The organism is Sideroxyarcus emersonii (assembly GCF_021654335.1).
GTDB lineage: Bacteria > Pseudomonadota > Gammaproteobacteria > Burkholderiales > Gallionellaceae > Sideroxyarcus > Sideroxyarcus emersonii.
Window position 1 is genome coordinate 2,214,776 of sequence record NZ_AP023423.1, and the last position, 16,251, is coordinate 2,231,026.

At 60.6% G+C, this 16,251-nt stretch carries 13 protein-coding genes; 5 read left to right on the plus strand and 8 right to left on the minus strand.

All coding sequences use genetic code 11. From position 1 onward, the window contains the following. Nucleotides 1-74: 74 nt before the first annotated feature. From L6418_RS10740 to L6418_RS10750, 3 genes are read left to right on the plus strand one after another with little or no spacing between them, the layout of a single operon-like run. Nucleotides 75-1,289 (plus strand): glycosyltransferase family 1 protein, encoded by a 1,215-nt coding sequence (locus L6418_RS10740; RefSeq protein WP_237246915.1) that lies wholly within the window; start codon nucleotides 75-77, stop codon nucleotides 1,287-1,289. Beyond that, nucleotides 1,255-1,788: a phosphatase PAP2 family protein gene (locus L6418_RS10745; protein ID WP_237246916.1), complete on the plus strand. Its 534-nt coding sequence runs from the start codon at nucleotides 1,255-1,257 to the stop codon at nucleotides 1,786-1,788. The genes L6418_RS10740 and L6418_RS10745 overlap by 35 nt, the downstream gene beginning before the upstream one ends. 39 nt (nucleotides 1,789-1,827) lie before the next feature. After that, nucleotides 1,828-3,447 carry a methyl-accepting chemotaxis protein gene (locus L6418_RS10750; protein WP_237246917.1) on the plus strand — a complete coding sequence of 540 codons (1,620 nt, stop codon included), beginning with the start codon at nucleotides 1,828-1,830 and terminating at the stop codon, nucleotides 3,445-3,447. Here L6418_RS10750 and L6418_RS10755 read toward each other — a convergent pair. Further along, nucleotides 3,444-4,292, minus strand: coding sequence for a zinc dependent phospholipase C family protein (locus L6418_RS10755; RefSeq protein ID WP_237246918.1), 849 nt, complete (start codon nucleotides 4,290-4,292; stop codon nucleotides 3,444-3,446). The two genes, L6418_RS10750 and L6418_RS10755, sit on opposite strands and share 4 nt — an antisense overlap. 157 nt (nucleotides 4,293-4,449) lie before the next feature. On the opposite strand from L6418_RS10755, the gene L6418_RS10760 reads away from it, so the two are divergent. Together L6418_RS10760 and L6418_RS10765 are read left to right on the plus strand one after the other, a co-directional pair. Continuing rightward, complete coding sequence (locus L6418_RS10760) at nucleotides 4,450-5,199, plus strand: YdcF family protein (protein WP_237246919.1); 750 nt, start codon at nucleotides 4,450-4,452, stop codon at nucleotides 5,197-5,199. A gap of 145 nt (nucleotides 5,200-5,344) precedes the next feature. After that, nucleotides 5,345-5,761: an OsmC family protein gene (locus L6418_RS10765; protein WP_237246920.1), complete on the plus strand. Its 417-nt coding sequence runs from the start codon at nucleotides 5,345-5,347 to the stop codon at nucleotides 5,759-5,761. A 141-nt stretch (nucleotides 5,762-5,902) separates the two neighbouring features. Here the strand turns inward: L6418_RS10765 and coq7 are convergent, their stop codons facing one another. The 7 genes from coq7 to L6418_RS10800 form a co-directional block, all read right to left on the minus strand. Beyond that, nucleotides 5,903-6,529 carry a 2-polyprenyl-3-methyl-6-methoxy-1,4-benzoquinone monooxygenase gene (gene coq7 / locus L6418_RS10770; protein WP_237246921.1) on the minus strand — a complete coding sequence of 209 codons (627 nt, stop codon included), beginning with the start codon at nucleotides 6,527-6,529 and terminating at the stop codon, nucleotides 5,903-5,905. A 127-nt stretch (nucleotides 6,530-6,656) separates the two neighbouring features. After that, nucleotides 6,657-7,745 carry a porin gene (locus tag L6418_RS10775; RefSeq protein WP_237246922.1) on the minus strand — a complete coding sequence of 363 codons (1,089 nt, stop codon included), beginning with the start codon at nucleotides 7,743-7,745 and terminating at the stop codon, nucleotides 6,657-6,659. Between the two features lie 247 nt (nucleotides 7,746-7,992). Beyond that, nucleotides 7,993-9,420 (minus strand): efflux transporter outer membrane subunit, encoded by a 1,428-nt coding sequence (locus L6418_RS10780; protein ID WP_237246923.1) that lies wholly within the window; start codon nucleotides 9,418-9,420, stop codon nucleotides 7,993-7,995. Next, nucleotides 9,417-10,604: an efflux RND transporter periplasmic adaptor subunit gene (locus L6418_RS10785; RefSeq protein ID WP_237246924.1), complete on the minus strand. Its 1,188-nt coding sequence runs from the start codon at nucleotides 10,602-10,604 to the stop codon at nucleotides 9,417-9,419. Before L6418_RS10785 ends, L6418_RS10780 begins: the two co-directional genes overlap by 4 nt. After that, nucleotides 10,597-13,797, minus strand: coding sequence for an efflux RND transporter permease subunit (locus tag L6418_RS10790; RefSeq protein ID WP_237246925.1), 3,201 nt, complete (start codon nucleotides 13,795-13,797; stop codon nucleotides 10,597-10,599). The genes L6418_RS10785 and L6418_RS10790 overlap by 8 nt, the downstream gene beginning before the upstream one ends. 211 nt (nucleotides 13,798-14,008) lie before the next feature. Beyond that, a complete protein-coding gene (locus L6418_RS10795; protein WP_237246926.1) occupies nucleotides 14,009-15,370 on the minus strand; it encodes a HAMP domain-containing sensor histidine kinase in 1,362 nt (453 codons plus the stop codon). Beyond that, a complete protein-coding gene (locus tag L6418_RS10800) occupies nucleotides 15,357-16,037 on the minus strand; it encodes a response regulator transcription factor (protein ID WP_237246927.1) in 681 nt (226 codons plus the stop codon). The genes L6418_RS10795 and L6418_RS10800 overlap by 14 nt, the downstream gene beginning before the upstream one ends. Between the last annotated feature and the right edge of the window lie 214 nt (nucleotides 16,038-16,251).

The window sequence follows — 16,251 nt, forward strand, 5'->3', positions numbered from 1 at the left end:
CGGACAGGTTCCGTTCATCAACTCTTCAAGAAAATTTAATCAAATATTCACACGCGCGCGGCAGCATGCGCCGTATGAATACACCAAACGAAAACCTCACTTCGTCGGCGCAACTGAACATCGCGCTGGTCACTGAAACCTACCTGCCCGAGGTGAACGGTGTCGCCATCACCATCGGGCGCATGGTGCAAGGCCTGCGCCGCCGCCAGCATCGCATCCACATGATCCGCCCTCGCCAATCCAGACAGGACGTGGCGGCAAAAGAGGATGGCTACGAGGAAACGCTGGTGAACGGCATGCCCATCCCAGGCTATCCCGAACTGAAATCCGGGCTGCCCGCCAAGGGCCTGCTGGTGCGCCTGTGGAAGCTGCAGCGCCCGGACATCGTGCACATCGCCACCGAAGGCCCGCTGGGCTGGTCGGCGCTGTCCGCCGCACGCAAGCTGGACATCCCGGTGAGCACCGATTTCCACACCAACTTCCACAGCTATACGCAGCACTACGGCGTCGGCCTGCTGAAGAAACCGATCGCCGCCTACCTGCGCCACTTCCACAACAAGGCGGCCTGCACGCTGGTCCCCACCACTTCACTGCAGCAACAGCTGGAGTTCGAGGGATACAGGGACGTGCTGGTGGTCTCGCGCGGCGTGGATGCGGAACTGTTCCACCCGGCCAAGCGCAGCAACGAATTGCGCGCATCCTGGAACGCGGACGAGAACACGCCGGTGGTCATGCTGGTGAGCCGCATCGCGCCGGAAAAGAACCTGCACGTGGTCATCCAGGCATTCGAGCAGATGCGCAAGGTCAACCCGCTGGCCCGGCTGGTGATGGTCGGCGACGGCCCGGCACGCGCCGAGCTGGAGAAGCAGCACCCGCACGTGATCTTCGCCGGGATGCAGACCGGCGAACCGCTGGCGACGCACTACGCCTCCGGCGACATCTTCCTCTATCCCAGCCTGACCGAGACCTACGGCAACGTCACCGTCGAGGCGATGGCCAGCGGCCTGGCCACCATCGCTTACGATTACGCCGCCGCACGGCAGCACATCCAGCACGACGTGAACGGCTTGCTGGTCCCCTTCGCCGACACCGATGCGTTCGTGACCCAGGCCCGCGGCCTGGTCTCGGACATGGACCGCGTACAGCGCCTGCGCATCGCCGCACGCCAGACGGTGGAGTCGCTGACCTGGGAACACATCATGGGCGAAATGGAAGCCGTGCTGCTCGACATCGTCCGCAAACAGGGAGCTCAACATGTCCAACCTGAACTTTCCCCTGCAACAGATTAAGACCTGGGACATGGAGCTGTGCGCGTTCTGCAACCGGCAGAGCCGCAGCTTCACGGTGCGCAACCTGTTCCGCCTCGTCAGCCGCCTGGGCGACGGCGTGTTCTGGTATGTGCTGATGATCGTGCTGCTGCTGCAATACCAGGGCGCCGCATTGCCAGCGGTGGTGCACATGATCGCGGTCGGCCTGGTCGGCACCGCGCTCTACAAATTCATCAAGGGCAAGACGCTGCGTCCGCGCCCGTTCAACGTCTATCCGGCCATCGTCTGCGTCGGCAAGACGCTGGACCAGTTCAGCTTCCCGTCCGGACACACGATGCACGCCGTCGGGTTCGGCATCGTCGCAGTCGCCTACTTCCACGGGCTGATCTGGCTGGTGCTGCCGTTCAGCGTGCTGGTTGGGCTGTCGCGTCCGATACTCGGCCTGCACTACCCGAGCGACGTGCTGGCAGGCGCAGCGCTCGGCGCTGCCGTCGCCGGACTGTCCTTCGCCCTGATCTGACCCACCCATCCACCATTCCATATTTCGGAGATCCCGAACATGCGTTCCATCTCACTGCTCAAGACACTGACCCTGCAACAACAGCTGCGCCTCATGATGGGCATATCGGTAATCGGCATGGTCACCGTCATCGCCTTCGTGATGATCAACCTGAACCAGCTGCGCCAGGAATTCCACACCAGCCAGACCATGCAGCTGATGGACAAGAGCCTGATCGAGATCAAGGCGACCGCACTGGCGATCAGCCGCGGCGACCCGATCCTGGGCGAGACCGCAACCCAGCTGGATCAAGCCGATGCCCACATCCAGGAACTGCTGCAGCGAGCCGGCGATGCGTCGCCGCAGCCCGACCTGCGCGAGCAGCTGGCAGCCATATCCAGACAGTGGGGCGCCTACGTACAGGGCTTCAGGAACGCGATCAAGATCGCGGCGACCAGCCCGAACGACGCGTTGCAGATCCCAGACGCCATGTACGGCATGTACCTCGCGCCGATGGTGCAGCAGCTGGACAAGCTGGCCACGGTGAACAAGGCAGCCGAGTCCGACTCAGAACACAGGATAGAGGCGGTGATGAGCAAGGTGCTGTGGGTGGTGCTGCTGCCGCTGGTCGCGCTGGGGATCATCACTGTGGTCGCCGAGACCCTGTTCGGCCGCCACCTGCGCAAGCGTCTGGAAGACATCGTCGGCGAGATCAACCACCTGCACAACGGCGACCTGAGCCGGCGGCTGACCGCATACAACAACGACGAGATCAGCCACCTGTCCAGCACGATCAACAATTTCATCGCGCGTTTCGAGACCATCCTGCACGAGGTGCACGTTTCGGCCAACCAGACGCACAAGACGGCGCACGGGGTCAGCCAGATGGCGCACTCGGTCACCGCCAACGCCAAGGAGCAGTCGGCCAAGGTGTTCCAGGTGAGCGATGCCATCGATGCCATGGGCAACACCATCAAGAAGATCGCCACCAACGCGGCGAATGCCTCTTCCGCCGCCAAGCAGACCCTGACGCTGGTGCAATCCGGCGGCGAGACCGGCAAGTCCACCATCCTCGCCTTGGGGCAGATCGACCAGACCGTCAGTTCCTCGGTCAAGACCATGAACGAGCTGAACCATGCGATCCAGCGTATCGGCAGCGTCAGCAGCATGATCAAGGAGATCGCCGAGCAGACCAACCTGCTGGCACTCAACGCCGCCATCGAGGCGGCGCGTGCCGGCGAACAGGGACGCGGCTTTGCGGTGGTGGCGGACGAGGTGCGCAAGCTGGCGGAACGCACCACCAGCGCGACCTCGGATATCACCAAGATCGTGCAGCTGATCGAGAGCGAAACCGACCAGGCGACCAAGGCCATGACGCTGGCCAAGCAGGAAGTGGCTCAGGGCGTGTTGCACGGCGAGAACATGGGACAACTGCTGCACCGGATCGAGGAATCCGTACTCATCGTCACCGAGATGATGCGCCAGATCGCCTCTTCCACCGAAGACCAGTCGGCAGCGGGGGAAAACATCTCGCTCAACATCAATTCGGTCGCCACCATCAGCGCCAGCACCGCCACCGACATCGAGCAGGCGCGCAACGAGATGCTGAGCCTGGCCAATGCATCGAAAGCACTGTTCGAGACGCTCGGCCAGTTCAAGCTGGCACGGGCGGCGGCCTAGGCCTCGCTGAACACGTCCTGCGGCAGCGGCATGCGATGCCGCAATTGCAGCGGATTGACCAGCTCGATGCGCCGGCGCACAACAGGATCATCGGCATGCGGATTGGCATCCCACACCGGCGCTTCTCCCAGCAGGATGCGGTCGATGTGGGTCAACCGCGCACCGGTCTCGCTCAGGTAATAGTTGAAGCGGCGCTGCATCCCGGCATCGAGCCAGCGCGCACCGCGATAGCACAGATGCGACAGACGGCTGAAACGCAGCAGGCTCTCCGCACCGGCCAGCATACCGACGCCGCGCCGCGCCAGGCTCGGCGGACAGGAAAAATGCTGCGCGACATATTCGGCCAGTTCGGCACGGTGCGTCTGCATCAGTTCGGCCGGCTCGGCAAACAACTGCGTGCGGATGTGCATGTCCATCGCCCACTCGCATGCGGCATGCGTCAGCACGGGGACGTTGCCCCACATCTTCTCGTGCGCGGGAACGAAGTGGTTGTGCGCAATCACGTCGACCAGCAAGTGGCTGACAAAGCCCAGCGAGAGCGCGTATTCCTCGTCGCTCCGGGCATCGTCCAGCAGTTTGCGCGCACGCTGCCATTGATGCGTGCTCGAGAACGGCTCGCCCCAGGATTGTTCGCTCAACAGCGCAAGATCCGGCAGGCAGGCGCCGGCCAGCACCAGTCTGGGGAAGGACTTGATCGCGCGGCGATAGCGCGGATCGGTAAGCGGGACCGCCCACAGCAGCAGCTGGGCGAAATAGACATGGGTGTAGAGTCCCCATGCATGGGCATCTGCACTCCACAGCAGCAGCGGTATATACCAGCGCCAGTATTTGAGCAGACTCTTCATGCCGGCCAGTGTCGCCGCCGCATGCGAAACTTTAATGACACACAGATGATTTTATTGTGACGCGCTCGGCCATTTTTCGGCCTTCTGCGATAATGGACCGCGGACGGGCCGGTCGATCCGGTTGTCCGCAAATCCATTTCCATCGAGGCTTGAATATATGACCTGGTTCGTCACCAATCTGATCAGCGCCTTCCTGCTGCCGCCGCTCGATTTGCTGCTCATCGCGGTCCTCGGGTTATGGCTGTGGAGCAAGCGTCCGCTGATCGCGCGCTTGCTGCTCGGCACGGCAGTGACGCTGCTGTGGCTGCTTTCCACGCCGTTCTTCGCCGAGGCGATGCTGCAAGGCCTGGAAGGCCAGCCTTATGCCGTCGATACCCGAAAACCGCTGGCGGATGCCATCGTGGTGCTGGGCGGCGGCACCAATTTCCGCGCACCGGAATACGGCGGCGATACGGTAAAGAAAGAGACACTGGAACGCCTGCGCTACGCCGCCAAGCTGTACCGCGAGACCGGCAAACCGATCCTGACGACGGGTGGCACGCCGCTGGGCAACAGCGTGTCCGAGGCCGAGCTGATGAAGCAGGTACTGGAAAAGGAGTTCAACGTACCCGTGCGCTGGGCGGAGGGAGCCTCGGACAACACGCAGGAGAATGCCCAATTGAGCAGACAGCTGCTCAAGCAGGATGGCATCAGGCGCATCTATCTCGTCACCCATGCCTGGCACATGCCGCGTGCGGTGCAGGCGTTCCAGGCCGCCGGCTTCCAGGTCGTTCCCGCACCGACCGCCTACACCACGCGTTACCGCATCGACTTGCTGGCTTTCCTCCCCAGCGCCAGCGCCTTGCTGGACAGCAGGATTTTCCTGCACGAATTGATCGGGATGTTCTGGTATCAGCTAAAATCGTGACCATCCTTTCCCGTTTGCCTGGGTTGGTGCTGGATACTCCTTGCGGGTGATGGCAGCAATTTAGTATTCTCGTCGACAATATCCGGGAACGGTGTTGCCGGTTCGCGGACGAAACAGACAACTGGATCATTCAACGGGGTGTCAAATGAAAGCACGCATCAAATGGGTAGAAGAGGTTTCCTTCATCGGCGAGACCGAAAGCGGTCATGCGGTAGTGATGGACGGCCCGCCCGCAGGCGGCGGACGCAACTTGGGACCGCGACCAATGGAGATGTTGCTGATCGGTACCGGCGCTTGTACCGCTTACGATGTGGTGACCATCCTGAAAAAAGGGCGGCAGCAAATTTCCGATTGCGTAGTGGATATCCAGTCCGACCGCGCCGAAACCGATCCCAAAGTGTTCACGAAGATTCACCTGCACTTTGTGGTGACGGGCAAAGACCTCAAGCGCGAACAAGTCGAGCGCGCCATCAAGCTCTCCGCGGACAAATACTGCTCCGCCTCCATCATGCTGGGAAAGACTGCCAAGGTGACGCACGATTTCGAGATCGTGGAAGGATAGCTTTTACTCATCCAGCACGCATTACCGTCATTCCGGCGAAGGCCGGAATCCAGTGAAAGATAAAAACCCTCGCATCGCGAGGACAAACCCAACTGCATGATTGGTCAAACCGCTGGATTCCGGCCTTCGCCGGAATGACGATCAAACCCAGTAAACCGTCTTCGTCATCACCTTCGACATCCCGCGCATCGCCAGCTTCACCGGCAGCGGCAACTCCGCCGCACCCAGTTCCAGCGCCATATCGGCGTGCCCGACTTCATCCACATACATCTGCTGCGCCACGGCGCGGCTCTTGGCATCCTGTTTCGGAAGTCCGTCCAGGTGGCTCTGCAGGTGGGCGCCGACCTGTCGCTCGGTCTCGGCCAGGAATCCCAGGTTCCACTTGTCGCCCAGTGCGCCCGCCAGGGCACCCAGCGCCAGCGAACCGGTGTACCAGAACGGATTGAGCAGGCTCAGGCGCCCGCCCAGTTCATGCACGCGATGCGAAGTCCAGGCCAGATGCTCGGTCTCCTCCCACGCGGCATGATTCAGTCTTTCCTGCACCGCAGGATCGCGTGCGGTCAGCGCCTGTCCCTGATACAAGGCCTGCGCACAGATCTCGCCGGTATGGTTGATGCGCATCAGCGCCGCGGCATGCTTCTTTTCCGCTTCGCTCATCTCGGTATCGGCGATGTTCGCATCGGGATAAGGGCGAGCGGTCGGCGCATCCGCAAACAGCGTGCGCAAACCTTTATCGAATTCGATGATGAGACGGTCCAGATTCAGCATGATGATCTCCTGTGGCGAATGGCGACAATCTAGGCAATCGAAGTTGCACTGTCAAATAAAAACGGCCACCCGAAGGTGGCCGTTCAGTTCTACACCGGTTGAACCGGCTCACTCCGCAGAAGCCAGATCAGAACTTCTTGTTCAGACCGACCGCGAACAGGGTAGAGCTGCCACCGGCAGTCATCGCACCGCCCGCCAGCGCGTTGTTGATCACGCTGTACTGGGTACCAGCCGAACCGTTGCTCACCTTGGTCACTGTTGCATAAGCAGTTGTCATCTTGGACAGACCTTGCAGCCAGCCCACGGTGTAACCACTGCCGTTCTGGCTGGTGACAGTACCAAGGGTCGACTTGGCATAGCTGAACAGCACCGAGCCAGGGCCGACCGGGGCCAGGGCGCTGAAGGACATCGCCTTGTTGGCAGTGCCAGCAACACCCGCGGCATCCGTTTTGGTCTGCTGGTAGGTACCGAACAACTTGACCACGCTCAGATCGTAAGATGCACCCAGAGCGTAATCAGTTGTTGAAGGTGTCGCTGTAGGAGCGGAAGTCTTGGCGTACACGCCGCCGACGGACAGCGCGTTCCAGTCGTAGTTGACGGAAGCCAATGTTGCGGAAGTCTTGACGTCGGCAAGGTTAGAAGCAACCGTCAGGTTACCCACGCCAGCCAGCGCAGTGGCATAGTTCACGGCAACGGTAAAGCCGCTCATGTTCGGAGAAATATAGGCCAATGCGCGTTGAGCACGAGCAGCACCTGCAGCGGAGCCAATCAGGAAGCCGTTGGCGCCAGTCATGCTTTGCAGCGGAGATACCAGAGAATCGGCAGTCGGGTCGAACTTGACCGCGAAGTCATAGCCGGTGGTCTGCAGATAGCCGGTTGCAACGGTGCCGAAGCCGCCAGCCAGGGCCAGCATTTGCTGACGTGCAATAACGTTCGTATTGCCCACGCCACCAGAACCGATTGCTGTGTTGGATTGCGTATCCAGACCGTATTCGATATTGACCACGGCCTTCATGCCGTTACTCAGATCTTCTGCGGCCTTCGCGCCGATACGGGACTGGGACAGACCGCCAGAAACGGCCAGCAGGTCGCTCTTCTGACCGTCAGCGGAAGCGCGCGCCACGGCTGCGTCAACAACGCCATACATGTTCACATCAGCGAATGCCGGTGCAGAAAAAGCAGCAGCGATAGCCAGTGCGATGATTTTCTTTTGCATTTGAAGATCTCCTCAGGGTTGAAATTCGTTTTCGTATCGGGCCCATCCCTCAACGAAACCAATGATTCGGCAGGTCACCCCGCCTAATCCGGAGCGCAAGGTAGCACCCCGTTCATCGCAATTTCAATAACCACCCCAATAAAGCAGGATCTTCTGTTTCATTTTTGACACAAATTTGACGCATATTGATCTGGATCAACAAATGCGCAATTTGTTGCATCCAGTTGAATTTATTATCAATAAATTTTCAGCGTTCGGCCATCTGGGTACTATCCCAGCCGCCGCCGAGTGCGCGAATCAGGTTGACACTGGCTTGCAAGCGCCTTCTGCGCAGGTTGAGTTCGTCCAATTGCACCTGCTGCGCCGCGGCTTGCGCGGTCACGACTTCCAGGTAACTGGCGATTCCTTCGCGATAACGGTTCATGGCGATATCCAGCGTGCGCTGCGTATCGACAACCGCAGCCGTCAGAGCCTTGCCCTCCTCGGTCAGCTCGTTCAGCAGCGACAGGTTATCTTCGACCTCCCGGAAAGCCTGCAGCACAGTGGCACGGTATCTGGCGCCGGCCACCTTGAAGGCGGCCTCTTCCTGCGCCACCACGGCCTCGCGTCGGCCTGCATCGAATATGGTCATCAGCGCACTCGGCCCGATCATCCAGTACAGGTTAGGCGCATTCAGCCATCCCGCCTGGTTGGTGCTTTCATATCCGCCAGCGGCATTCAGATTGAGGGTCGGGAAGAATGCCGATTTGGCCACGCCGATACGCGCATTGGCTGCCGCCAGATTGCGTTCCGCCGCAGAGATATCCGGCCTGCGCTGCAACAGCGTGGTCGGCACCCCCACCGGGATGGAAGGCAACTGGATATCCACCACGGCAGGTGCGATGACAAAGCTGGAAGCCGATTCGCCGACCAGCGTGGCGATCGCATGCTGATATAGCGCCCTGCTCGCCGCGATGTCGGAAATCTTGGCTTTGGCCGTCTCGAGCTGAACCTTGGCGCGGGAGACATCCAGGGCCGAATCGATGCCACCCTGGAAGCGGTTCTGGGTGAGCGTCAATGCCTTGGCATAAGCATCGACCTCATCCGCCAGCAATCTGGATTGCGCATCCAGCATGCGCAAGGTCAGGTAATCGTTCGTCAGTTCGGCTCGCAGGCTCAGATGGATCGACTCCAGTTCCGCCGCTGCCGCTTGCGCACCGGCTTCGCCCGCTTCCACCTGATTGCGCACGTGTCCCCACAGGTCAACCTCGTACGAGGCGGCCAGGCCGAGTGCGTTATCGTTGTATAGATTCGGCTGCGCCGCAGAACGCAGCGCCCGGGTCTGGGACTGCTTGTTGCGCGTCGAATAGGCGCCCGCCGAAAGCGTCGGGAAATAGCCCGCTCGGGCTTGCGCGGCATAGGCGTTCGCCTGGTCGAAATGCGCCACGGCCACGGCCAGATCGGGGTTCGCCGCATCCAGCCGCACCACCAGATCGTCCAGCGTCGAGTCCTTGTAGGCCTTCCACCAATCGCCGCGCGGCAGATGATCCGCAGGCTGTGCCGGTTGCCAGACCGAGGCATCCCCCTGGTAGGCCGCAGGCGCAGCAACCTTGGGCGTCTCGTAGACAGGCGCCTCGGAACAGCCGATCAGGATGGAAATACCCAGCATCGACGATGCCAGCCGCATATATCTCATGGCGCAGCCTCTTTCTTGTGGTCGCCGGCTTGCGCGTCCGCCCCCTGGATGCGCACGATGTCGCCCTGCACGATGGAATCGTTGGGGCTGTCGATCACACGGTCGCTGCTTTCGATCCCGCTGGACACTTCCACCACGCGCCCAAGGTCGCGCGCCAGGGTGATGGATTTGAGTACAACCCGGTTATCCGGCCCCACGGTCGCCACTTCCAGCCCGTCCTTGCGGAACAGCAGCGCGCTCACCGGCAAACGGTAAATCTGGGCGCTGGAAGGAAGGTCGAAATGGACTTCCGCATAGCTTCCCGAGAACACCTTGCCATTCTTGTTATCCATCAGCAGCTCGACCGTGGTGGTGCGCGACGATTCGCGGATCGCATTGGCGGTACTCAGCACGCTGGCCGTGAAAGGCTGCCCCGGCAATTCCGGGAAGTAGATCTTCACCGGCATCTTCTGCTTGATCAGATAAGCGAAGCTCTGTGGCACCTCGGTATATATCCGCAGCCTGCGGTTGTCGACCACGCGGAACAACGCCTGGCCGTTGTTGCTGCCCGGATTGATCAACTTGCCGATATCGGTGTTGCGCTCGGTGACCACCCCGTCGAACGGCGCCACGATGCGCTGGAACGACTGGCTCGCCAGCAGGCTATCCAGATTGGCTTTCGCCGCATTCAATATGTCGCGCTTGGATTTGGCATCCGCTGTCTTCTCGTCCGATTCCTGGCGGGAAACGGAATCGGAAGCGACCAGATTCTGCCAGCGTTTGGCGGTGACGTCCGCGATCTCCCAGTTCGACTGGGCGGACGCCACATCGGCCCGCGCCCGCATGATCTGCTGGTCGAGTTCCGGCGTCTCGATCTCGCCCAGCAACTGTCCCTTCTTGACGCGGGCCCCGATGTCGGTCTCCCATGTCTTCAGATAACCGCTCACCCTCGCATAGATCGGCGCATCCAGATCGGCGCGCACATTTCCCGGCAGGATCAGTTCCTGCGTGCTGGGACCGAACTGCGGCGACACGACCTTCACCGTGACATGCTGCGACTCGACCGCTTTTTCCAGGTCATTCGCGTGATCGATGCGCATGTAGATGCCGACGACGGCAATGGTGACCGCGACTGCGGCAAAAATCCCGCCAGCCAGACGCAGACGACGGCCAGACAAGGCAGGTTGAGGATGGTTATCAGACATTGTTTTGCTCCACGTTTAATGTTTCAGCATGGGATACCGTGCTCTTCCCTTTATCCCTGTGCACCAGACTGAACACCACCGGCACAAAGAGCAGTGTTGCGACTGTCGCGAACGACAGGCCGCCGATCACAGCCCGGCCCAGCGGGGCATTCTGTTCGCCGCCATCGCCCAGACCCAGCGACATCGGGATCATACCGATGATCATGGCAAGGGCGGTCATCAACACCGGACGGAAACGGACAAAGCCCGCCTCCACCGCTGCGGCGATGCCGTCGTCGCCCATCTGCAGCCGTTCCCGCGCAAAGCTGATCACCAGGATACTGTTGGCCGTCGCCACCCCCATACACATGATCGAGCCGATCAGTGCCGGCACCGACAAGGTGGTCCCGGTGGTGAACAACATCCAGATGATGCCCGCAATGGCCGCCGGCAGCGCAGTGATGATGACGAAAGGATCCAGCCACGACTGGAAGTTGACCACGATCAGCAGATACACGAACACCACGGCACCGAGCAGGCCGAACAGCAGTTCGCTGTACGAATCGCTCATCGCCTTGACCTGGCCGCGCACCTCCACGAACGAGCCCTTGGGCAGATCGTTCGCGGTCTCCTCCAGCACCTGGTTGATATCGTGCGCCACGCTGCCGAGATCGCGCTGCTGCGTGGTGCCGAAGATATCGATGGTCGGCTGCACATCGTAATGGGACACCACCGACTCGCCCTGCCCTCTAGAAATCGTGGCCACGCCGCTAAGCAATTGCGATTCCGATGTCGAATCGCCGCTCGACAAGACCGGGATGTTTTGCAGATCGTTCAGCGTATCCAGCCGGTACTGCGGCACTTGCACGACCAACGGATAGGAGACGCCGTTAGACGGGTTGACCCAGAAGTTCGGTGCGGTCTGCAAGCTGCCGGACAGGGAGACCAGCAGGTTGGTCGCAATATCGTGCTGGGTCAATCCCATCTCGCGGGCACGGGTGCGATCCACGTCCACATGCAATTCCGGCTGGTTGAATGCCTGCTGGACGCGCAAGTCGACCAGGCCGGGAATCTTCTTCAGGCGCGACATGATCATCGCGGCATATTTCTGGTTCTCGGCGCGCTTGAAACCGATGACCTGGATATCGATCGGCGAAGGCATGCCAAAATTCAGGATCTGGCTCACGATATCGGCCGGCAGGAAAGCGAAGGTCGCTCCCGGGAAATCGTCGGCCAGACGGGCGCGCAGCATCTCGACGTATTGCTCGGTGGGGCGATGCCCCTCCTTCAACGTGATCATCACATCCGCATCGCCGGGACCGATCGGTGACGAGTTGCTGTAAGTCAGGTTGATACCGCTGACCGGCAAGCCGATGTTGTCCACGATATTGTCGATCTCTTCGACGGGAATGTATTGCCGGATCCGGTTCTCGACCTCGTCGCACAACCTTGCCGTTTCTTCCAGCCGGGTGCCGGTCTGCGCCCGGATATGCAGCTTGATCTGTCCGCCATCCACGACCGGGAAGAAATTGCGCCCCAGCCAGGGCAGGAGCATGAACGAAGCCAGCACGAAGCCGAGGAAACCTGTGATGAATTTGCGGCGATGCGTCATCGCAAGCAGCAGCAACTGGCGGTAGGTCTCGCGCACGCGGGTGAAAACGTTCTCGAAGCCATGCTGGAAGCGCACCAGCGGATTCTTGGGCACCACATGCTCTCCCTCATGGTGCGGAACATGCGGACGCAGCAGGTATTTCGCCAGCGTCGGCACCAGGGTACGCGACAGGATGAAGGAGGCGATCATCGCGAATATCACCGCCTCGGCCATCGGGACGAACAGGTATTTCTGCACGCCGCTGAGGAAGAACATCGGGATGAACACGATACAGATGGAAAGCAGCGACACGAAGGCCGGCACCACGATCTGGTTCGCCCCGTCGAGGATCGCGCCTTCCACGGGTTTGCCCTGCTCCAGGTGCCAGTTGATGCTCTCGATCGTCACCGTGGCCTCGTCGACCAGCACACCGACCGCCAGCGCCAGGCCGCCCAGTGTCATCACGTTCAGCGTCTGGCCGAAAGCCGACAGCGCGATGATCGCGGATAGGACCGACAACGGAATGGAGATCGTCACGATCAGGGTCGAACGCCAGCTGCCCAGGAACAGCAGGATCATCAGGCCGGTCAAGCCGGCCGCGATCACGCCTTCGCGGATCACGCCGTCGATGGAAGACCGGACGAAGATGGACTGGTCACCCACCAGGTCGACGTTCAGGCCGGCCGGGGCACCCGCCTCGATGCGCGGCAGCAGCTCCTTCACGTGTTCGATGATATCCAGCGTGGAAGCGCTGCCGTTCTTCTGGATGGTGGTCAGCACCGAGTGCTTGCCATCGACGCGCACCATGTTCTGCTGCGGCGAGTAACCGTCGCGCACATGCGCCACGTCGCGCACCAGGATCGTCGCACCATTGACCGTCTTGATCGGCAGGTCGTTCAGCTCGTCGAGAATATTGGTACTCGCATTCAGCAACACGTTATATTCGAACGTGCCCATCTTCTCCGTGCCTGCCGGCAGGATCAGGTTCTGCTTCTGGATCGCATTGCTGACGTCGCTGGGGACCAGCCCCTTGGAACGCAAGGCCTGCATGTCCAGGTCGACGATGATCTGCCTGTTCTTGCCGCCATAGGGCGAAGGTACTGCCGCTCCCTCGACCTGCGCCAATTGCGGGCGGATGAAGTTGTTCGAGATATCGAACAACTGGTTATCCAGCAGCGTATCGCTGGACAGCGCCAATTGCAGGACCGGCACGCTCGATGCGTTGTAGCTCAGAATCAGCGGCGGCGTGATACCCGGCGGCAGGCGTTTCAGAACGGTCTGGGAAAGCGCCGTCACCTGGCTCACGGCGGCATTGATGTTGGCGTTTGGCTGGAAGAATATCTTGACGACCGCCACGCCCGGAAGCGATTGCGACTCGATATGCTCGATATCGTTGACCGTGGTCGTCAGGTTACGCTCGTAGAAGGTCGTGATCCGATTGGACATGTCGGTGGGCGGCATGCCGTTGTAGTTCCACACTGCGCTGACCACCGGCACCTTGATGTCCGGGAAGATGTCCGTGCGCATGTTCACGTAAACCAGCGGTCCAAGAATCAAGATCAGCAGCGCCAGCACCATGAAGGTATACGGGCGGCTTAATGCGATTCGGACAATCCATATCATGTGAGGCTACTCCAGTCGAAATCGGTGTCTTTATTCATGGAACGGCCAGCATGAAAGCTGGCCGATTCCAATAACTGCGGGATTATAACCAAGCGACACCTGTCAAAACTTCTATAAAATTAATTTAATCAAGCAGATTCTGATCCATGACCGGCCCGAAAACCAGCCGCTTTCCGGGGTATTGCCGAAACTGGCGAAATCCGATACCTGCCTATTCCCCAAGCGACCAGCAGAACACCGTTGCCCGCGTGCCCGGCTTGGCTGCCGCCAGTTCGAAACCGAAATCGTGCAGGCGGATGATCGCCATCACGATGCTCAATCCCAAACCGAAACCGGGGGCCTGTATTTCGTTCTGACCGCGATAAAAACGGTTAAGCACGGCAGTCCTCTCGCTTTCGCTGATGCCGGGGCCGCTATCGACGATATCGACCTGAGGCCCGCGCTCCCCTTGCGCCAGCCTGACCTCGATCCGCCCGCCCGCGGGTGTGAATTTGATCGCATTGTCGAGCACGTTGACGAAGACCTCGAACAGCAGATCGCCATCCCCGAGGATGGGATTGACGCTGCCCGCCGTGAGCGAAAGCCGGATCAGCTTGTCCTCTGCCAGCGGGATGAGAAAATTCACCGCCTGCTCCAGAATGTCCTGCAGCTTCACCTGCTTGAAACCCGCCCTTCTCTGCTTGTTCTCGATCTCGGAAATCCGCAGCAGGGCGCGGAAGCGCAACAGCAGCGAATCCACCTCGCCGATCACCTGCTCCACCATGGCCTGCTGGGCCGGCATACCCTCCATTTGCTGCTGCATGCGGTAAAGCACGGCGCGCAAGCGGGTCAACGGGGTACGCAGATCGTGCGCGATGTTGTCGCCCACGCTCTTGACCTCGGACATCAGCCTTTCGACCTCGTCGAGCATGCGATTGACGATGGCGGACAGCATATCGAGTTCGTCGCGGTGCCGGCTCACGGGCAGGCGCTGGCCGATATCGCCGCGCATGATGAGCTCGCAAACCTGCTGTATCTGTTCGACGCGGCGCAGCGGACGGAAACTCAGGATCAGCCCGAATGCCAGGCCGAGCAGGATGGTCAGCGAACCGCCCCAGAAGAAGGTTTTCCTGGTGATCTCGCCGAACTCGGTGAGCTGCAGCACATCGTGGCCGATCAGCAGCGTATTCCCCGCGCCGATGTTGATCAGCAGCGCGCGCGCCGGCAGCGGCTCAGGCTGCAGATCGGTCACCAGCCGGGTGTCATAGATATAACCGTCCACCGGCACGCCATACGGCAACTGGAAAACGTTGCCGGTCAGGCGCTGCCCGCCCGGTGCGAACAACCCGTAGAAATAGACATGGCGCTGGTCGCGCTGGATGCTCCTGTCGATCTCTGCAGCCAGGCGATCCGGGGCAATCTCGCCGAAACGGATGTTCTCCAGCGTCAGCACCTGGTCGACGCGGCGCGTCATCTCCGTCGCCGTCTGCCAGTAGATGAAACCCAGCAGCATGACCACGCAGACCGCAAAGAACAGGCTGTAGAACAGGGTCAGCCGGAAGGCGACCGTGCGCGAGAGTTCAGCTATGCTCACTTAACATGTACCCCGAACCGCGCACCGTATGGATGAGCGAAGACAGGCCCGGCATATCGACCTTGCGGCGCAGGCGGCCGATATGCACGTCGATGATGTTGGTCCCCGGATCGAAACGGTAGCCCCAGACCGATTCGAACAGCATGGTGCGGGTCAGCGTCTGCCCGAAATTGCGCATCATGTACTCCAGCAAACGGAATTCGGTCGGCAACAGGTCCAGCTCCACATTGCCGCGAATGGCCTTGCGTTCCACCAGGTCGAGTTCGAGATCGGCTACGCGCAGCTTGGTCTGGCGTTCCGAGCGGCTTTTGCGCCGCAGCAGCACTTCGACCCGCGCCGCCATCTCTTCCGAGGCAAACGGTTTCACCAGATAATCGTCGCCGCCCGCGCGCAAGCCATCCACGCGCTCGTCCACATCGCTCAGCGCGCTGATCATCAGCACGGGCGTCTCGATCTCCCTTTCCCGCATCGCGGTGACGATGGTCAAGCCATCCACGAAAGGCAGCATGCGGTCCAGCGTGACCAGATCGTAACTTCCGCTCAGCGCCCGATCCAGTCCCTCCTTGCCGTCTTTTGCCCACTCCACCTCGAACCCATGGTTGCTGAGCTCGTCCACGATCTCCTGCGCTGTGGTCGCGTCGTCTTCAATCGTCAGAATCCTGGTCATCCGTCAGCCCCCTGTCCGCGGCAAATGCCGCAGACTACCGATTACACAAGGCAAAATAACATATCGGCCACAGCCATAGATGAACAAAATTTTATCCGCTCCACACCGGAATGGCTCGCCGCAACGGGGGCGCACGCTGACGAACCAGCAAAGAAAAAACCCACTGTGTTTCCACAGTGGGTTTCAAGGTTTCCAAACTCCGACTGGCTAAGCC